Source organism: Nocardioides marmoriginsengisoli, assembly GCF_003725695.1.
Classification (GTDB): Bacteria; Actinomycetota; Actinomycetes; order Propionibacteriales; family Nocardioidaceae; genus Marmoricola; species Marmoricola marmoriginsengisoli.
On sequence record NZ_RJSE01000005.1, the window covers coordinates 45478 to 64167 of the forward strand.

An 18690-nucleotide genomic window follows, 5' to 3' on the forward strand; every position below is an offset into this window, starting at 1 on the left:
TGGAGCAATCTAGTCAGCGATGCCGGTTCCCTGCAACGCGGGGCCTTCAGAGACCCAGCTGGAGCTTGCAGACATCCTTTGCCTGCTGGTCGATCCCGGTCAGCGCATCCGCCACCGTGGGCGAGGCCAGCTCGTTCGCCGCCGCCTTGATCTCCGCCCAGTCCGCCTCGGAGACGCTGTCGGGGCGCACTCCACCGACGATGTCGGCCGGCTTGACCCCGGCCGCGGTGATCTTGTCCCGCAGCTCCCCCAGCGCTCCGAGGAAGACCTGCCACTCGTCGCTGAGGTCGTCGGGCGCGTCGTCGCTGATCTCGGTCAGTGCCGACAGGTTCTCGACCAGGCTCTCGCCGGTGCCGTCGTCGGAGAAGATCGACTGGTGCTTCTTGAGCGCCGCGCAGTAGTCGGCCTCCTGGTCACCGCAGGCAGTCGGGCCGGCGAGCAGCACCACGGCGGTCAGGACGGCGCCGACCCGACGCGGGCTCATCGGGCACCCAGGGCCGCGAAGGAGGCCGCTGCCTGCTCCGCTGCCGCGGCGAGCGCGGCCGGATCGGGACCGGCACCGAGGATCTCGCGCGAGCTGGAGGGCAGTACCTGGTGCAGCACGTCACCGAAGAGCCGCCGTACGTCGTCCGCCGTCCCGCCCTGGGCACCGATACCGGGCACCAGCAGCGGTCCGTTGATGTCCAGCTCCGGGACCGGCTCGGCGATGGTGGCGCCGACCACCGCACCGAACGACCCCAGCGGGTCCGCTCCCGCGTTGGCGGCGCGCAGCGAGTCGAGCACCGACGCCGCGACCATCCGGCCGTCCGGCTTGGTGGCGTGCTGGAACTCCGGCCCCTCGGGGTTCGACGTGAGCGCCAGCACGAAGACGCCGGCATCGTTGCGCCGGGCCGTCTCGATCATCGGGTCCAGGCTGCCGAACCCGAGGTAGGGACTAGCGGTGATGGCGTCCACGGCGATCGGCGAGCGCTGGTCCAGGTAGGCGTCCGCGTAGGCCTGCGCCGTGCTCCCGATGTCCCCGCGCTTCACGTCGAGGACGACCAGGGAACCGGCCTCGCGGCAGACGGTGATGGTCTCCTCCAGCACGGCGACCCCGGCGGAGCCGAAGCGCTCGAAGAAGGCCGACTGGGGCTTGATCGCGGCCACGGTGGGCGCGAGTGCCTCGGCCGCCCCGAGCGCGAACCGGCGGAGGCCGTCGACGGTGTCGTCCAGCCCCCAGGCCGTGAGCAGGCCGACGTGCGGGTCGATGCCGGCGCACAACGGCCCGCGGGCGTCCATGGCCGCGCGCAAGCGGGTTCCGAACGGTTCGGTCATCGGCGCTGCTCCTTCGCGATGGCGGTGTTCATCCGCCGGGGCCACAGCGGGCCCTCGTAGATGAACGCGGTGTAGGCCTGGAGCAGGTCCGCTCCGGCGTTGAGCCGCTCCAGGGCGTCCTCGATGCCGGCGATGCCGCCGACCCCGATCAGGGTCAGGTCGTCGCCGACCGCGCCGCGGAGCAGCCGCAGGACCTCCAGGGACCGCTTGCGCAGTGGTTCACCGGAGAGGCCGCCGGCACCGGCCTGCTCGATCTCCGCGGCCGACGAGGTCAGGCCGGACCGGTCGATCGTGGTGTTGGTGGCGACGATGCCGTCCAGGCCGATCGCGGTGGCCAGCGCCGCCACCTCGAGGACGTCCGCGTCGCTGAGGTCGGGCGCGATCTTGACCAGCAGCGGCACCCTGGTGTCGGTCACCTCGTCGGCGCGGCGCCGTACGGCCAGCAGCAGCGGCTCCAGCTTCGCGACCGCCTGGAGGTCGCGCAGGCCGGGCGTGTTCGGTGAGGAGACGTTGACCACCAGGTAGTCGGCGTACGACGCCAGCAGCCCGGTGCTCTTCTCGTAGTCGGCGATCGCGGCGTCCTCGGGGACGACCTTGGTCTTGCCGATGTTGATCCCGAGGACCGGCCCTCCGGGCCGGCCGCCGGCCGCGCGGCGGGCCAGCCGGCGCGCCACCGCTTCGGCGCCGTCGTTGTTGAAGCCCATCCGGTTGACCACGGCGCGGTCGTGCGGCAGCCGCAGCAGACGGGGCTTCGGGTTGCCCGGCTGCGGTTCGCCGGTCACGGTGCCGATCTCCACCGAGCCGAAGCCGAGCGCGCCGAGCGCATCTATCCCGACCGCGTTCTTGTCGAAGCCCGCGGCCAGTCCCAGTACCCCCGGGAAGTCGAGGCCCATCACCCGGACGCCGGCCCTGGACGGGAGCGCCCGGGAGATCCCGCGCAGCGCCGGGGCCGCGGCCCGGATCCCCGCGAAGCCGAGGTGGTGCGCCTTCTCCGCGTCGAGGTTCACGAACCCCTTGTCGAAGAGCAGCCGGTAGGGACTCGTCACCCTGCGATCACCTTCGCCCAGTCCTGCAGCGACCGGACGCCGATCGAGCCCGCGCGGATCGCAGCGATGCCCTGGACGGCGGCAGCAAGCCCCTGGACCGTGGTGATGCACGGCGTCCCGGTCAGCACCGCGGACGACCGGATCTCGTAGCCGTCGATCCGCGAGTCGCCGCCGCCGGTCGAGCCGTGCGGGGTGTTCACGATCAGGTCGATCTCGCCGGCCAGGATCATCTCGACAACGGTCGGCTCCCCTGCCGGCCCGGTGCCCTCGAAGTGCTTGCGCACCACGGTCGCCGGGATCCCGTTGCGGCGGAGCACCTCGGCGGTGCCCTGGGTGGCGAGGATCTCGAAGCCGTAGTCGAAGAGCACCCGCGCCGGGAAGATCATCGTGCGCTTGTCCCGGTTGGCGATCGAGATGAACACCTTGCCCTCGGTCGGCAGCGACCCGTACGCGGCAGCCTGCGACTTGCTGAACGCGGTTCCGAAGTCGGCGTCGAAGCCCATCACCTCACCGGTCGACTTCATCTCCGGCCCGAGCACGGTGTCGACGAAGTGGCCCTCCTTGGTCCGGAACCGGTTGAACGGCAGCACCGCCTCCTTCACCGCGATCGGGGCGTCGGCCGGCAGCGAGCCGCCGTCCCCCTCCGCCGGGAGCGCGCCCGCGGCCCGCAGCTCCGCGATCGACTCGCCGAGCATCAGCCGGGCCGCCGCCTTCGCGAGCTGGGTGCCGGTCGCCTTGGAGACGAACGGGACGGTGCGCGACGCCCGCGGGTTGGCCTCGATGACGTAGAGCACGTCGGCGCCCAGCGCGAACTGGATGTTGATCAGGCCGCGCACCCCGACGCCCTTCGCGATCGCTTCGGTGGCCTCGCGGATCCGGGTGATCTCGGCGGCGCCGAGGGTGATCGGCGGCAGCGCGCAGGAGGAGTCGCCGGAGTGGATACCGGCTTCCTCGATGTGCTCCATCACGCCGCCGAGGAACAGGTCGGTGCCGTCGTACAGGGCGTCGACGTCGATCTCGACCGCGTCGTCGACGAACCGGTCCACCAGCACCGGGCGGTCCGGGCTGATCTCGGTCGCGGCGTTGATGTAGGCCTCCAGAGCGGCGTCGCTGTAGACGATCTGCATGCCGCGTCCGCCGAGTACGTACGACGGCCGCACCAGGACCGGGTAGCCGATCTCGTGCGCGATCGCGAGCGCCTCGTCGAAGGTGACCGCGGTGCCGTGCTTCGGGGCGACCAGACCGGCCTCGGCGAGGACCCGGCCGAAGGCGCCGCGCTCCTCCGCGAGCTCGATCGCCTCCGGGCTGGTACCGACGATCGGGACGCCGGCGTCCTCCAGGCCCTGCGCCAGGCCGAGCGGGGTCTGGCCGCCCAGGGTGGCGATCACCCCGGCGATCGGACCGGCAGCCTGCTCCGCCTCGTAGATCTCGAGGACGTCCTCCAGCGTGAGCGGCTCGAAGTAGAGCCGGTCCGAGGTGTCGTAGTCGGTCGAGACCGTCTCCGGGTTGCAGTTCACCATGATGGTCTCGTAGCCGGCCTCGGCGAGCGCCAGGCTGGCGTGCACGCACGAGTAGTCGAACTCGATGCCCTGACCGATCCGGTTCGGTCCGGAGCCGAGGATGATCACGGCCTGCTTGCCCTCGGCCCGCGGCAGCACCTCGGTCTCCTCGTCGTAGGACGAGTAGTAGTACGGCGTGGCCGCGGCGAACTCGGCCGCGCAGGTGTCGACGGTCTTGTAGACCGGGCGCACCCCGGCCTCGTACCGGGCACTCCGGACCTCGGCCTCGCTCAGGGTTCGGATCCCGGCAATCTGGGCGTCGGAGAAGCCGTGCCGCTTGGCCAGCCGCAGCACGTCCGCGTCCAGGCTCTCGGCCGCGGCGACCTTCTGCGCGATCTCGTCGATCAGGAAGACCTGGTCCACGAACCACGGGTCGATCTTGGTCGCGTCGTGGACCTCTGCCTGGGTGGCGCCGGCCCGGATCGCCTGCATCAGCTTCTGCACCCGGCCGTCGTGCGGCACCTTGATGAGCTCGAGGAGCTCGTCCTTGTCACCCAGGTCGGAAGCCCACTCGAACGGGGCCTTCTTGTCCTCCAGCGACCGCAGCGCCTTGTTGAACGCCTCGGTGAAGTTGCGGCCGATCGCCATCGCCTCGCCGACCGACTTCATGTGCGTGGTCAGCGTCGGGTCGGCGGTCGGGAACTTCTCGAACGCGAACCGCGGCACCTTCACGACGACGTAGTCCAGCGTCGGCTCGAAGCTCGCCGGGGTCTCCTTCGTGATGTCGTTCGGGATCTCGTCCAGGGTGTAGCCGACGGCGACCTTGGCCGCGATCTTCGCGATCGGGAAGCCGGTGGCCTTCGAGGCCAGCGCGCTGGAGCGCGAGACCCGCGGGTTCATCTCGATCACGATCACGCGGCCGTCGGCCGGGTTGACGGCGTACTGGATGTTGCAGCCGCCGGTGTCGACGCCGACCTCGCGGATGATGCCGATCGCCAGGTCGCGCAGGTGCTGGTACTCGCGGTCGGTCAGCGTCATCGCCGGGGCGACCGTGATCGAGTCACCGGTGTGCACACCCATCGGGTCGAAGTTCTCGATCGAGCAGATGATCACGACGTTGTCGGCCTTGTCGCGCATCACCTCCAGCTCGTACTCCTTCCAGCCGATGATCGACTCCTCGATCAGCACCTCGGTGGTCGGGCTGGCGGACAGGCCCGCACCGGCGATCCGGCGCAGGTCGGTCTCGTCGTACGCGATCCCGGAGCCCAGGCCGCCCATCGTGAACGAGGGCCGGACGACCACCGGGTAGCCGAGCTCGGCGGTCGCCTTCTCGACCTCGTCCATCGAGTGGCAGACGAAGGAACGGGCGACCTCGCCGCCGACCTTGTGCACGATCGCGTTGAACAGCTCACGGTTCTCGCCGCGGTGGATCGCCTCGAACGACGCTCCGATCATCTCCACGTCGTACTTCTCCAGGACGCCGTTCTCGTGCAGCGCGATCGCGGTGTTGAGGGCGGTCTGGCCGCCGAGCGTCGGCAGGATCGCGTCCGGGCGCTCCTTGGCGATCACCTTCTCGACGAACTCGGGGGTGATCGGCTCGACGTACGTCGCGTCGGCGAACTCCGGGTCGGTCATGATCGTCGCCGGGTTGGAGTTCACCAGGATGACCCGGATGCCCTCCTCCTTCAGCACCCGGCAGGCCTGGGTGCCCGAGTAGTCGAACTCGCAGGCCTGGCCGATCACGATCGGCCCGGAGCCGATCACCAGGATGGACTTGATGTCGTCGCGCTTGGGCACGGGTCAGGCCTTCTTCCGGTCGTTCATGAGCGTGAGGAACCGGTCGAACAGGTACGCCGCGTCGTGCGGCCCCGCTGCTGCTTCCGGGTGGTACTGGACCGAGAAGGCCGTCAGGGCGCCGGCCGCGTCCCGCAGCTCCAGGCCCTCCACGACGTCGTCGTTGAGGCAGACGTGGCTGACCGTGGCCTCGCCGTACGGCGTGGTCGTCGCGCCCTCCAGCGGCGCGTCCACGGCGAACCCGTGGTTGTGCGCGGTCACCTCCACCTTGCCGGTCGTGCGATCCATCACCGGCTGGTTGATGCCGCGGTGCCCGTACTTCAGCTTGTAGGTGCCGAACCCGAGCGCGCGCCCGAAGAGCTGGTTGCCGAAGCAGATCCCGAAGTACGGGAGGCCGCGGCCGAGAGCGTCCTTGAGCAGCTCGACCTGCCCGACCGTGGCAGCCGGGTCGCCGGGACCGTTGGAGAAGAACAAGCCGTCCGGCTCGACCGCGAGGACGTCCGACAGCGTGGCCGTCGCCGGGAGCACGTGCACCTCGATGCCGCGCTCGCTCATCATCCGCGGCGTGTTCGCCTTGATGCCGAGGTCGAGGGCCGCCACCGTGGCCACCTTGGCGCCGACCGCCGGGACGACGTACGCCTCGGTCGTGCTGACCTCGCCGGCCAGCTCCGCGCCGGCCATCTCGCCGGACGCGAGCACCCGCTCCAGCAGCGCCTTCGGGTCGGTCTCGGTGGAGGAGATCCCGACCCGCATCGCGCCGCGCTCGCGCAGGTGCCGGGTCAGTGCGCGGGTGTCGATGCCGCTGATGCCGACCACCCCCTGGGCGCGGAGCTCGTCGTCCAGGCTGCGCACCGAGCGCCAGTTGGAGGGCGTCCGCGCCGGGTCGCGGACCACGTAGCCGCTCACCCAGATCCGCGACGACTCCGGGTCCTCGTCGTTCATCCCGGTGTTGCCGACGTGCGGGGCCGTCATCACCACGACCTGCCGGTGGTACGACGGGTCGGTCAGGGTCTCCTGGTAGCCGGACATGCCGGTGGAGAACACCGCCTCGCCGAAGGTCTCGCCCTCGGCTCCGTAGCTCTCGCCCCGAAAGGTGCGCCCGTCCTCGAGGACCAGGATCGCTTCGTTCGTCATGAATTTCCCTTGCTCTCTCGGGCCAACTTCGAAATCGTGCGGACCCAGGCGCCGACGTCCGCGGCCGGCACCTGCCTGCCCTTGCCCAGCTGGGCCTTCGCCGCGTCCCGGACGCTGCGCGCCGCGTCCAGCCGGAACCCCGTCTCCCACTCCCGGCCGTCGTGCTGCCAGCGGATCACCAGCAGGTCGTCGACCGCCTTGCCGTTGAAGCGCTCCCCCGGACGGGCGCCGTCCAGCGCATCCGGCCGGATCCGGAACGAGCCGGCGATCCGGACCACGTCGATCCCCTCGGCGGAGAGCGACAACCGGGCCGCGCTCTTGGCGGAGAGACTCTGCCCGATCACCCGGTTGCCGTCGGCGTCCAGCGTGCCGAGGTACCGCGCCGACGCCTGCAGCTTCGCCGGCGGCAGCTCGGCGATCGGCGGGATCGGCACCAACGGCGCGATCCCGTCCGAGGCGTGCCTGAAGAGGGGCATCAGGCGAGCTTTCCGTCCAGCACGGTTGGCCTGCCGCGCAGGAACGTGGCCACCACGCGGCCGGGGAGCTCGCGGCCGGCGTACGGGGTGTTGCGGGAGAGGGACGCCATCGCGCCGGCCTCGATCACCCGGGTCGCGTCGGCGTCGTACAGGACGATGTTGGCCGGCTCGCCGACCGCGATCGGACGGCCGTGGTCGCCGACCCGACCGATCCGCGCGGGGGCGTAGGAGAGCCGCTCAGCGACGCCCTCCCAGTCGATCAGCCCGGAGTCGACCATCGTCTGCTGCACGATCGAGAGCGCGGTCTCCAGCCCCAGCATCCCGAAGGCCGCCGCCTGCCACTCGCAGTCCTTGTCCTCGTGCGGGTGCGGGGCGTGGTCGGTCGCGACGATGTCCAGGGTCCCGTCCGCCAGACCGGCCCGGACCGCCTCGACGTCGGCGGCCGAGCGCAGCGGCGGGTTCACCTTGTAGATCGGGTCGTACGTGGCCGCGAGCTCGTCGGTCAGCAGCAGGTGGTGCGGGCAGACCTCGGCGGTGACGTTCCACCCTTTGCTCTTCGCCCAGCGGACGATCTCCACCGAGCCGGCGGTCGACACGTGGCAGACGTGCAGCCGCGAGCCGACGTGAGCGGTGAGCAGGCAGTCCCGGGCGATGATCGCCTCCTCCGCCACAGCGGGCCAGCCGCGCAGCCCGAGCCGGCCGGAGAGCTCGCCCTCGTTCATCTGGGCGTCCTCGGTCAGCCGCGGCTCCTGGGCGTGCTGGGCGATGACGCCGTCGAACGCCTTCACGTACTCCAGCGCCCGGCGCATCAGCACCGGGTCGGCGACGCACTTGCCGTCGTCGGAGAAGACCCGGACCCGAGCGGCCGAGTCGGCCATCGCGCCGAGCTCGGCGAGCTGCTCGCCGGCCAGACCCACGGTGACCGCGCCGACCGGGTACACGTCGCAGTGCCCCGCCTCGCGGCCCAGGCGGTGGACCTGCTCGACGACGCCGGCGGTGTCGGCGACCGGATCGGTGTTCGCCATCGCGTGCACCGCGGTGAAGCCGCCCAGCGCCGCCGCCTGGGTGCCGGACTCCACGGTCTCGGCGTCCTCGCGGCCGGGCTCGCGGAGGTGCGTGTGCAGGTCGACCAGCCCCGGCAGCGCGATCAGGCCGGTCGCGTCGACCACCTCGGCGCCGTCCGCCGTCAGCCCGGTGCCGATCGCGGAGACGACGCCGTCCGCGATCAGGATGTCGGTCGGCTCCGCGCCGAGGATGCGAGCGCCGGACAGGAGGTAGCTGGTCACGCGGGGGTCTCCTCGGTGGTGGGGGTCTCGTCGGCGCCGATGGCCGGTTCGCTGCCGCCGAGCAGCAGGTAGAGCACGGCCATCCGCACGGCCACGCCGTTGGTGACCTGCTCGACGATCACCGAGCGGTCCGAGTCGGCGACGTCGGCGGTGATCTCCATGCCGCGGATCATCGGACCGGGGTGCATCACGATGGTGTGGTCCTGCAGGGTCGCCATCCGGCGGGCGTTCAGGCCGTAGCGCCGCGAGTACTCGCGCACGCTCGGGAAGTACGAGTCGTTCATCCGCTCGCGCTGGACCCGCAGCATCATCACCGCGTCGGCCTTGGGCAGCACCGAGTCCAGGTCGTACGACGTCTCGACGCCCCAAGTCCCGACGCCGTACGGGAGCAGCGTGGGGGGCGAGACCAGGGTGACCTCGGCGCCGAGGGTCTGCAGCAGCAGCGCGTTGGAGCGAGCCACCCGGCTGTGCAGCACGTCGCCCACGATCGCGATCCGGCGGCCGTCGAGGCCGCCCCCGTCGCTAGCCAGGTGCCGGGTCATCGTGAAGGCGTCGAGCAGCGCCTGGGTGGGGTGCTCGTGGGTGCCGTCGCCGGCGTTGATCACGGTGGACCGCGACCAGCCGGCGTTGGCGAGCGAGTGCGGGGCGCCGGACGCCCAGTGCCGGACGACGACGGCGTCGGCGCCCATCGCCTCCAGGGTGAGCGCGGTGTCCTTCAGCGACTCCCCCTTGCTCACCGAGGAGCCCTTGGCGGAGAAGTTGATGACGTCGGCGGAGAGTCGTTTCGCGGCCGCCTCGAAGGACATCCGGGTCCGGGTGGAGTCCTCGAAGAACAGGTTGACGACGGTGCGGCCGCGCAGGGCCGGCAGCTTCTTGATCGGCCGGTCGGCCAGGGCGCGCATCTCGCCGGCGGTGGCCAGGATCAGCTCGGCGTCGTCCCGGGTCAGGTCCCCGGCGGACAGCAGGTGCTTCATCGGATCGTCACCGAGTCCTCCCCGTCGTACTCCTCGAGCCGGACGGCCACCTTCTCGGCCTGGGACGTCGGCAGGTTCTTGCCGACGAAGTCGGCCCGGATCGGCAGGTCCCGGTGCCCGCGGTCGACCAGGACGGCGAGCCGGACGGCCTGGGGGCGACCGATGTCGTTCATCGCGTCCAGCGCCGAGCGGATCGTCCGCCCGGAGTACAGGACGTCGTCGACCAGGACGACGATCTTGTCGTCGATGCCGCCGGCCGGGATCTCGGTCGGCAGCAGGGTCCGGGCCGGGCGCATCCGCAGGTCGTCGCGGTACATCGTGATGTCCAGGGAGCCGACCGGCACCTCGACGCCCTCGACCTCGGCGATCCGGGCGGCGATCCGCTGGGCGAGGTGGACGCCGCGGCTCGGGATGCCGAGCAGGACCAGGTCGTGCGAACCCTTGTTGCGCTCGAGGATCTCGTGCGAGATGCGCGTCAGTGCCCGGGCGATGTCACGGGCGTCGAGGACGGTGCGGCCGTCGGCCGGCAGGTCCGTCCCGGGTGGGGGCGCAGCGGTAGGCGTCATCGCGCCTGACCTCCTTCTCCGCCTCACGGGACGGATCGTTAAAGGATGTCGAACAGCCCCGACTCTACCAGTCCGGCGACGGACCCCGGCCGCCGGTACTGCCGCGCTAGAGCAGGTCCCGGAGGACGGGCTGCACGGCCCGGTAGAACGTCGGGTAGGCGAAGTGCATCTCCGCCAGGGTCGCGATCGGGATCTCGGCGTGGATCGCGGTCGCCAGCATCGAGAGCACCTCGCCGCCGGTGGAGGCCACCACGCACGCGCCGACCAGCACCCCGCGGGACCGGTCCGCCACCAGCTTGACCAGGCCCTCCTCCTTCGCCAGCCAGCCCCGGGAACCCAGGTCGCCGGTCGCCACCCGCACGTCCAGGCCCTGCTGGCGCGCGGCCGCCTCCGAGAGGCCGACCGACCCGATCTCCGGAGCGGTGAAGGTTGCCCGCGCCACCGCCCGGTAGTCCGCCCAGGGACCGTCCTCGCCGAGGACGTCGCGGACGACCACGTCGGCCTGGTACATCGAGACGTGCGTGAACGCGCCCTTGCCGGTGATGTCGCCGACAGCCCAGACCCCGTCGGCCACCCGCATCCGCTGGTCCGGTTCGAGCACCCGCGCCTCCGGGTCCAGGCCGACGTGCTCGAGCCCGATCCCGGCGAGGTTGTTGCGCCGCCCGGCCGCGACCAATAGCCGCTCGGAGACGATCTCCCGGTCGTCGAGGACCACGGTGAACGCGTCCCCGGCGTGCTCGACCCGCTGGATCCTCGCCCCGGTGACCACCTCGATGCCCTGCGCGGCGAACGCCCGGGTCAGCAGGTCCGACGCCTCGGGCTCCTCGACCGCGATCAGCCGGTCCGCGACCTCGACCACGGTGACCGCGACGCCGAACGTCGCGAGCACCTGGGCCAGCTCGCAGCCGATCGGGCCGCCGCCGATCACGGTCAGGGACGCCGGCAGCTCGGTGACCTTGACGATCTCCCGGTTGGTCCAGAACGGTGTCTCCGCCAAGCCGTCGATCGGCGGTGCGCCGGGCGTCGTACCGGTGTTGAGGACGATGCCGCGGCGGGCGACGTACGCCGTCCCGTCGACGGTGACCTCGCGCGGAGCCGTGATCGTCCCCCGGCCGCGGACGAAGGTCGCGCCGGCCGCCTCCAGCCGCTCGACGGCCACCTTGTCGTCCCAGTCGTCGGTAGCCTCGTCCCGGATCCGGGACGCGACCGGACCCCAGTCGGGGCGTACGTCGGCTCTCCCGGCCAGGCCGGGGACCCGGCGGGCCTGCTGCAGCGCGGTCGCCGCGGCGATCATCATCTTCGACGGCACGCACCCGAAGTACGGGCACTCGCCGCCGACCAGGCGCTCGTCGATCGCGACGACGTCGAGGCCCTTGCCGGCGAGCACCGCGGCGGCGTGCTCACCGCCCGGCCCGAGTCCGAGGACGACGACGTCACACTCCTGCTGGTGCTGGCTCATACGGCCAGACAACCACCCGGAGCCGACGAGGACCAGTGCCGGCTAGGGCGTGCCCTAGGCGAGCAGGCGTTCCTTGTCGCGGGTCACCGACGCCAGGATGCCGTTGACGAACCCCGGGGACTCGTCGGTGGACAGGTCCCGGGCCAGGTTGACCGCCTCGCTGACCGCGACCGCGTCCGGGACGTCGTCGACGTACAGGAGCTCGTAGATGCCGAGCCGCAGCACGTTCCGGTCGACGGCCGGGAGCCGCTCGATCGTCCAGCCCTCGGCGTAGGTCGAGATCAGCTCGTCGAGACGGGCAGCCTTCTCGTGGACACCGCGGACCAGGGTGACCGTGTACTCGTTGGACGGGGCCTCGCCGGCGTCGACCTGCGAGCTCAGCAGCTCGTCGACGGACATTCCACGGGCCTCGGCGGCGAAGATCAGGTCGAGAGCCCGCTTCCGGGCCTTGGAGCGGGCGCTCATCGTGCTGCGATTCGCGTGGACAGCCGACTCAGCCCTTGACCCGGCCGAGGTAGGAACCGCCCTCGCGGGTGTCGACCTTGATCTTCTCGCCCTGGTTGATGAAGAGCGGGACCTGGATCTCGTGGCCGGTCTCCAGGGTGGCCGGCTTGGTGCGCCCGGTGGCGCTGTCACCGGCCAGGCCGGGCTCGGTGAAGGTGATCTCCAGCTCTACGGAGGCGGGCAGCTCGACGAACAGGACCCGGCCGTCGTTGGTCGCGACGATCGCCTCCTGGTTCTCCAGCAGGTAGTTGGTGGCGTCGCCGACGATCTCGGGCGAGACCTCGAGCTGGTCGTAGGTCGAGGTGTCCATGAAGACGAACGAGGTGCCGTCGTTGTACAGGTACTGCATCGTCCGCTTGTCGACCGTCGCGGTCTCGACCTTGGTGCCCGCGTTGAAGGTCTTGTCGACGTTCTTGCCGGACTCGACGTTGCGCAGCTTGGTGCGGACGAACGCCGGACCCTTGCCCGGCTTCACGTGCTGGAAGTCGGTGACAGCCCAGAGCTGACCGTCGATGTTGAGAACCATGCCGTTCTTGAGGTCGTTCGTCGTTGCCATGCGCGCAGGAACCTTGTCTTTGGAGTGCGGTGGAGGGGCGGCACCTGGAGGCGCGCCAGCGGGAGAGTCTATCCGTTCCGGGACGAAGCCAGGTGCTCCAGTGCCATCCGGTACCCGTCGACGCCGTACCCGGCGATCACCGCGGCCGCGTGCGGGGTCACCACCGAGGTGTGCCGGAACACCTCGGGACGGGACTCCGGGTCGGAGATGTGCACCTCGACCAGGGGGGCCGTGAGCTGACCGCAGGCGTCGAAGATCGCGTACGAGTAGTGCGTCCAGGCGGCGGCATTGAGCACCACCGGGGTCTCGGTGTCGGCCGCGTCGTTGAGCCAGTCCAGCAGCTCGCCCTCGTGGTTGGTCTGCCGGACCTCGACCTCCAGGCCGAGGTCGAGACCCCAGCCGACGCAGCGGTCGGCGAGCTCGTCGTGGGTGGTGTACCCGTAGATCTCCGGCTGCCGCCGACCGAGCCGGCCCAGGTTGGGGCCGTTCAGGACGAGCACCTTCATCGCGCACCGGCCAGGTGCTCGTACGCCGCCCGGAGGTCGGCGTCGGTGGGACCGGCCAGGATCGACGGCTGCGCGAGGCCGTCCAGGACCACGAACCGGAGCTGGGAGCCGCGAGTCTTCTTGTCGACGCGCATGGCGTCGTGCAGCACCTCGAAGTCGACCTCGCCGAAACGGACCGGCAGGCCCACCGACGCCAGCGCGGCGGCGTGCCGGGCGGCGGTGTCCGCGTCGAGCCGGCCGGCGAGCCGCGCGAGCTCGGCGACGTAGACCATGCCCAGCGCGACCGCCTCGCCGTGCCGGACCCGGTACGACGTCGCCTTCTCGATCGCGTGCGCCATCGTGTGGCCGTAGTTCAGGACCTCGCGCCCGGGGTGGCCGTCGGCTCCCCCGGTCTCCTTCAGGTCGCCCACGACGACCGCGATCTTGACCGCGATCGCCCGCTCGACGAGCTCCCGGAGCTCCGCCGAGCGCGGCTCCAGCGCATCGGCCGGGCAGCGCTCGATCAGGGCCAGGATCTCCGGGTCGGCGATGAAGCCGCACTTGACGACCTCGCCGAGACCGGCGATCAGCTCCGGCTCCGCCAGGGTGCCGAGGACGTCCAGGTCGACCACGACGCCGGCGGGCTCGTGGAAGGAACCGACCAGATTCTTGCCGGCCCGGGTGTTCATCCCGGTCTTGCCGCCGACGGCCGCGTCCACCATCGCGAGCAGCGTGGTCGGCACGTGCACCACCGGGACGCCGCGCAGCCAGGTGGCCGCGATGAAGCCGCCCATGTCGGTGGTGGCGCCGCCGCCGACCGTGACGACGGCGTCGGAGCGGGTGAAGCCGGCAGCGCCGAGCTGCTCCCAGGCGTCGATCGCGACCGCGCCGGTCTTGGCGATCTCGCCGTCCGGCAGCACGATCCGGAGCACCTCGTAGTCGCCGAGCGTGGCGATCACCCGCTCGGCGATCCCGGCCAGCGGCTCGGCGTGGACCACGGCGACCCGCTGCGGGCGGTCGCCGAGCATCCCGGCGACCTCGCCGAGGACGCCGTGCCCGACCACCACGTCGTACGGCGAGGCGCCACCGACGTGCATCCGGGTCTCAGTCGTGCTGGTGGACATGCTCACCATCCTGCACCAGCGCCAGCACCAGGTCAGCAACCTCGGCGGCATCCAGCCCGTCGGTGGGGACGGTGTGCCGGGCCACCGCCGCGTAGATCGGGGTGCGCTCGTCGAGCAGCTGCTTGATCCGGCCGCGGACGTTGCCGAGCAGGAGCGGGCGGGAGACGCCCAGGCCGACCCGGGACGCGGCGTCGCTCAGGCCGACCTGCAGGAAGACGACCTGGTGGCCGTCGAGCAGTGCCCGGGTGGACTCGTCGAGGACCGCGCCGCCACCGAGGGCCAAGACTCCCCCGTGGGAGCTCAGCGCCGCCGCTACGGCGATCCGCTCGAGCTCACGGAAGTGGTCCTCGCCGTCGTCGACGAAGATCTCCGCCACCGGCTTGCCCGCGGTCGCCTCGACCAGCTGGTCGGTGTCGAGGAACTCGACGCCGAGCGCCGTGGCGACCAGACCGCCCACGGTCGTCTTGCCGGCGCCCATCGAGCCGACGAGCACGAGCAGCGGTGCCGTCACCTGAACCTCAGGTTGGCCAGGTAGTTCTCCAGGTTGCGCTTGGTCTCGCCCACGGAGTCGCCGCCGAACTTCTCCAGCAGCGCGTCCGCCAGCACCAGCGCAACCATCGCCTCGGCGACGATCCCGGCCGCCGGCACCGCGCAGACGTCGGAGCGCTGGTGATGCGCGACCGCGGCCTCCCCGGTGGCGACGTCGACGGTGCGCAGCGCCCGCGGGACGGTGGCGATCGGCTTCATCGCGGCCCGGACCCGGAGGGTCTCGCCGGTCGACATCCCGCCCTCGGTGCCGCCCGAGCGTCCCGACGTACGGCGGATCGCCCCGTCGGTGCTCACGATCTCGTCGTGCGCCAGCGACCCCGGAGTGGCGGCCAGGTCGAAGCCGTCGCCGACCTCGACACCCTTGATCGCCTGGATGCCCATCAGCGCGCCGGCCAGCTTGGCGTCGAGCCGCCGGTCCCAGTGCACGTGCGAGCCCAGGCCCGGCGGGAGGCCGTGCACGACCACCTCGACGACGCCGCCGAGGGTGTCGCCGTCCTCGTGGGCCTGGTCGATGCGGGCGACCATCGCCGCCGACGCGTCCGCGTCCAGGCAGCGCACCGGGTCCTCGTCGAGGCGCGGCGTGTCACCGCGCTCCGGGACAGAACCCGCCGGAGCGGGCACCCCGCCGAGCTCGACCACGTGCGAGAGGACCTCGACGTCGGCCACCTGCGCGAGGAAGTTGGTGGCCACCCGGCCGAGCGCCACCCGGGCGGCGGTCTCGCGCGCCGACGCGCGTTCCAGGATCGGGCGGGCCTCGCCGAAGTCGTACTTCTGCATGCCGGCGAGGTCGGCGTGCCCGGGGCGCGGCCGGGTCAGGGCGGCGTTGCGCCCGGTCTCCTTGAGCAGCGAGGGGTCGACCGGGTCGGCCGCCATCACCGTCTCCCACTTGGGCCACTCGGTGTTGCCGACGCTGATCGCGATCGGGCCGCCCTGGGTGACGCCGTGCCGGACCCCGCCGGTGATGGTGACCTCGTCCTGCTCGAACTTCATCCGGGCACCACGGCCGTAACCGAGCCGCCGGCGGGCCAGCGCATCGGCGATGTCGGCGGAGGTCACCTCGACGTGAGCCGGGAGACCTTCAAGGATTGCGGTCAGGGAGGGGCCGTGCGACTCCCCCGCGGTGAGCCATCGGAGCATGTGCGAAGTCTTTCACGCGCGGCGCCGGCGGTGGCCGTCGCCGTCAGTAACCGAGACTGCCGGCGATCCACGGCCCGGTCGCGATCCCGACCAGTGCCCCGATCACCATGAACGGACCGAACGGGATCCGGCTCTTCAGGAAGCCCCGGTCGCGGCGGACCAGGGCGACCACGATCCCCGGGGCCACGAAGACCACGAACCCGGCGTAGATCCCGATCACGACCTCGGCCCAGCCCAGGTAGCCCAGGCCGAAGGCGAGCAGCGCGGAGAGCCGCACGTCGCCGAAGCCCATCCCCGCGGACCTGATCCACCAGAGCATCCAGAAGATCGAGCGCACCACCAGCATCGCGATCACGGCTCGGAGCAGGGCGTCGAGATCGGCGGACACCAGGGCGGCGACGACCCCCAGCGCGAGCAGCACGGCGTGCGCCGGCAGCAGCAACCGGCTGGGCAGCAGCCGGGTGTGCCAGTCGATGTAGCCGAGCGCCACGCAGACCGGGACCGCGGGCAGCAGGACCAGCAACGGCCAGTGCCAGCCGACCGAGGCGCCGATCACCGCGCTGGCGAGGCCGGTCGCCACGGCTGCCTGCCAGGCGAGGCCGCGGCGGGCCGCCAGATCGACGTACAAGAGCTTCGGCGCGGCATCCGGGGCCGCCTCGGGGTCGGGATCCGGTTCGGGGACCAGAGCCACCATCCTGGGCACCAGCAGACCGGCGAGCAAGCCGATCGCCAGCGCCGCCAGTGCGGTCGCCGGATGACCCGGGTCGAACCAGCTCACCGCCGGGTCCGGGCTGCCAGCGCACCTTCCCCGGCGGCCCGCATCGCGGCGACCGGAGCGGTCTGCTTGGTCATCAGCTCGACCTGCAGCGCTGCCTGGTTGATCAGCAGGTCCAGGCCGCTGATCAGGATCCGGCCGGACACCAGGGCGGCGGCGGCCAGCGGCGTCGGCCACGGGTCGTAGATCACCTCGAAGACGACCGGGCACGGGTCGGCGCTCTTCACCAGCCACTTCGTCTGGGCCACGGCCGGGATCGTGGAGACCACCAGGTCCACCGCGCCGACCGGGTCGCCCAGGGTCCCGACGGTGACCGCCGGGCCGCGCTCGAAGGCCGCCACGACCTGGAGGGTCTCGGTGGCCCGGGACGGCTCCCGGACCAGCAGCCGCGCGTGCTGGCAGCCGAGCTCGCCCAACGCCAGCAGCATCGAGGCCGCGGTGGCACCGCCGCCGAGGACCACGGCCTCGGTGAACGGCCCGGGGACCCGCTCCCGGAGCGCGGCGATCGCGCCCGGGATGTCGGTGTTGTAGCCGGTCAGCGCGCCGTGGTTGAGAACCACCGTGTTCGCCGACCCGGACAGCCGAGCCCACGGGTCCGCGTCGTCGAGCATCGGCATCACGGTGCGCTTGAGCGGCATCGTCAGCGAGAGGCCGCGCCAGGTGCGGTCCAGCCCCTTGATGAACCGGGCCAGCTCACGCTCCTCCACGTCGATCGCCTGGTAGCTCCAGGGCAGCCCGAGCTCGGCGTACGCCGCCCGGTGCAGCACCGGGGAGAGCGAGTGGTCGATGGGCGAGCCGAGAACGGCGCACTTCGTGGCTGCGGTCGTGGGCATCGGTCAGCAGGCGTCCGAGGTCTGGCAGTACTGGCGGAAGACCTCGACGTCTTGCTGGTGCGCCGCGAAGGTCTCGTTGAACCGGGTCTCTCCGGTCTTCAGGTTCACCACCACCCAGTACAACCACGGTCCGTCCGCCGGGTTCAGAGCGGCCTTGATGGTCTGCTCCCCCGGCGATCCGATCGGGCCCGGCGGCAGGCCCTTGTGCAGGTAGGTGTTGTACGGCGACGGGTTCGCCCGGTCCGCGTCGCTGGTGTAGATCGTGCCGGAGAGGTTGTTGGCGAACGCGACGGTCGCGTCGGACTGCAGCGCCATCCCGTCGTCGAGGCGGTTGTAGATCGCCCGGGCCACCTTCGGGTAGTCCTGGTTCCGGCTGGCCTCGTACTCGAGGATGCTGGCGATCGTGATGATCTGCGCCGGGGTGTAGCCGAGGGCCTGCGCCTTCGACTCCAGGTCCAGGTCCTTCTCGACCTGCTTGGCCTTGGTGACCATCTGCTTGAGCAGCTCGGCCGCGGTCTCACCGGGGACGACGCTGTAGGTGGCCGGGAACAGGTAGCCCTCCGGGTCGCCGTTCGCGGACGCGGGCAGTCCCAGGGCCCTGGTGTTCCTCAGCGCCTTGTTCACCTGGGCCTTGGTGAAGTCGGTAGCCTTCACGATCGCCTTCACGACCGACTCCTTGCGGGACCCCTCGGGGATCACCACCCGGGTCTGGATCAGGTTCTTCGGGTTGATCAGGATCGCCAAGGCGTCGACCGCCTTCATCTCCTTCTTGACCTCGTAGAACCCGACCTGGATCGACCGGGACGCCTCGTCCGCCCGGGCGGCGTCGACGAACGCGTCCACGCTCTTCACGACGCCCTCGGCCTTCAGGGTCCGGCCGATGTCGGAGGAGGTGTCGCCGCTGTGCACCTCGACGACGGCGGAACCGGAGCCCGGACCGCCGAAGTCGGGGCTCGAACCGGTCAGCGACTTGACCTTGTCCAGCGCCCAGCCGCCGCCGAAGTACGCGCCGGCGACGATCACCAGCAGGACCAGGAGCATCGGCAGGCACCCGCGGGTCCGGCTGGCCGTGGTGCGCTCGGCCCGTCGGGACCCGGCCCGCGGCAACGGCTGCTCGTCGTCGCCGGGTTCGAAGTCGAGTCCGATGTTGCTCACGTCTGTTCCTTCTCCTCGGGTCGT

At 71.4% G+C, this 18690-nt stretch carries 19 protein-coding genes; all 19 read right to left on the reverse strand.

Features of this window, described 5'->3' with window-relative positions; genetic code table 11:
- Positions 1 to 46: 46 nt before the first annotated feature.
- The 19 genes from EFK50_RS06060 to mltG all read right to left on the reverse strand — a co-directional run bounded on the left by EFK50_RS06060 (position 47) and on the right by mltG (position 18666).
- Positions 47 to 484, reverse strand: a complete 438-nt coding sequence (locus EFK50_RS06060) for a hypothetical protein (protein WP_123226681.1) — start codon at positions 482 to 484, stop codon at positions 47 to 49.
- Positions 481 to 1314, reverse strand: coding sequence for an orotidine-5'-phosphate decarboxylase (gene pyrF / locus EFK50_RS06065; protein WP_123226682.1), 834 nt, complete (start codon positions 1312 to 1314; stop codon positions 481 to 483). The genes EFK50_RS06060 and pyrF overlap by 4 nt, the downstream gene beginning before the upstream one ends.
- Positions 1311 to 2360 (reverse strand): quinone-dependent dihydroorotate dehydrogenase, encoded by a 1050-nt coding sequence (locus EFK50_RS06070; protein WP_123226683.1) that lies wholly within the window; start codon positions 2358 to 2360, stop codon positions 1311 to 1313. The genes pyrF and EFK50_RS06070 overlap by 4 nt, the downstream gene beginning before the upstream one ends.
- Positions 2357 to 5656 carry a carbamoyl-phosphate synthase large subunit gene (gene carB / locus EFK50_RS06075; protein WP_123226684.1) on the reverse strand — a complete coding sequence of 1100 codons (3300 nt, stop codon included), beginning with the start codon at positions 5654 to 5656 and terminating at the stop codon, positions 2357 to 2359. Before carB ends, EFK50_RS06070 begins: the two co-directional genes overlap by 4 nt.
- A gap of 3 nt (positions 5657 to 5659) precedes the next feature.
- A complete protein-coding gene (gene carA / locus EFK50_RS06080) occupies positions 5660 to 6787 on the reverse strand; it encodes a glutamine-hydrolyzing carbamoyl-phosphate synthase small subunit (RefSeq protein ID WP_123226685.1) in 1128 nt (375 codons plus the stop codon).
- Positions 6784 to 7263 carry a PH-like domain-containing protein gene (locus EFK50_RS06085; protein ID WP_123226686.1) on the reverse strand — a complete coding sequence of 160 codons (480 nt, stop codon included), beginning with the start codon at positions 7261 to 7263 and terminating at the stop codon, positions 6784 to 6786. The genes carA and EFK50_RS06085 overlap by 4 nt, the downstream gene beginning before the upstream one ends.
- Entirely contained in the window at positions 7263 to 8549 is a 1287-nt protein-coding gene (locus EFK50_RS06090) for a dihydroorotase (protein WP_123226687.1), read from the reverse strand. Before EFK50_RS06090 ends, EFK50_RS06085 begins: the two co-directional genes overlap by 1 nt.
- On the reverse strand, positions 8546 to 9523 hold the full coding sequence (locus EFK50_RS06095; protein ID WP_123226688.1) for an aspartate carbamoyltransferase catalytic subunit: 978 nt from the start codon (positions 9521 to 9523) through the stop codon (positions 8546 to 8548). The genes EFK50_RS06090 and EFK50_RS06095 overlap by 4 nt, the downstream gene beginning before the upstream one ends.
- Positions 9520 to 10089: a bifunctional pyr operon transcriptional regulator/uracil phosphoribosyltransferase PyrR gene (gene pyrR / locus EFK50_RS06100; RefSeq protein WP_123226689.1), complete on the reverse strand. Its 570-nt coding sequence runs from the start codon at positions 10087 to 10089 to the stop codon at positions 9520 to 9522. The genes EFK50_RS06095 and pyrR overlap by 4 nt, the downstream gene beginning before the upstream one ends.
- Positions 10090 to 10195: 106 nt before the next feature.
- Positions 10196 to 11548 carry a dihydrolipoyl dehydrogenase family protein gene (locus EFK50_RS06105; protein ID WP_123226690.1) on the reverse strand — a complete coding sequence of 451 codons (1353 nt, stop codon included), beginning with the start codon at positions 11546 to 11548 and terminating at the stop codon, positions 10196 to 10198.
- A gap of 54 nt (positions 11549 to 11602) precedes the next feature.
- Entirely contained in the window at positions 11603 to 12013 is a 411-nt protein-coding gene (gene nusB / locus EFK50_RS06110; protein WP_123226691.1) for a transcription antitermination factor NusB, read from the reverse strand.
- A gap of 28 nt (positions 12014 to 12041) precedes the next feature.
- Positions 12042 to 12608 carry an elongation factor P gene (efp, locus tag EFK50_RS06115; RefSeq protein ID WP_123226692.1) on the reverse strand — a complete coding sequence of 189 codons (567 nt, stop codon included), beginning with the start codon at positions 12606 to 12608 and terminating at the stop codon, positions 12042 to 12044.
- 68 nt (positions 12609 to 12676) lie between these two features.
- The gene (locus EFK50_RS06120; RefSeq protein ID WP_123226693.1) at positions 12677 to 13114 is read right to left on the reverse strand and encodes a type II 3-dehydroquinate dehydratase; all 438 of its coding nucleotides are present in this window, start codon (positions 13112 to 13114) and stop codon (positions 12677 to 12679) included.
- Entirely contained in the window at positions 13111 to 14217 is a 1107-nt protein-coding gene (gene aroB, locus EFK50_RS06125; protein ID WP_123226694.1) for a 3-dehydroquinate synthase, read from the reverse strand. The genes EFK50_RS06120 and aroB overlap by 4 nt, the downstream gene beginning before the upstream one ends.
- A complete protein-coding gene (locus EFK50_RS06130) occupies positions 14198 to 14728 on the reverse strand; it encodes a shikimate kinase (protein ID WP_246004062.1) in 531 nt (176 codons plus the stop codon). The genes aroB and EFK50_RS06130 overlap by 20 nt, the downstream gene beginning before the upstream one ends.
- Positions 14725 to 15903, reverse strand: coding sequence for a chorismate synthase (gene aroC / locus EFK50_RS06135; RefSeq protein WP_123226695.1), 1179 nt, complete (start codon positions 15901 to 15903; stop codon positions 14725 to 14727). The genes EFK50_RS06130 and aroC overlap by 4 nt, the downstream gene beginning before the upstream one ends.
- Before the next feature lie 43 nt (positions 15904 to 15946).
- On the reverse strand, positions 15947 to 16681 hold the full coding sequence (locus EFK50_RS06140; RefSeq protein ID WP_123226696.1) for a prepilin peptidase: 735 nt from the start codon (positions 16679 to 16681) through the stop codon (positions 15947 to 15949).
- The gene (locus EFK50_RS06145; RefSeq protein ID WP_123226697.1) at positions 16678 to 17511 is read right to left on the reverse strand and encodes a shikimate dehydrogenase; all 834 of its coding nucleotides are present in this window, start codon (positions 17509 to 17511) and stop codon (positions 16678 to 16680) included. Before EFK50_RS06145 ends, EFK50_RS06140 begins: the two co-directional genes overlap by 4 nt.
- A 3-nt stretch (positions 17512 to 17514) precedes the next feature.
- Positions 17515 to 18666, reverse strand: a complete 1152-nt coding sequence (mltG, locus tag EFK50_RS06150; protein ID WP_123226698.1) for an endolytic transglycosylase MltG — start codon at positions 18664 to 18666, stop codon at positions 17515 to 17517.
- Between the last annotated feature and the right edge of the window lie 24 nt (positions 18667 to 18690).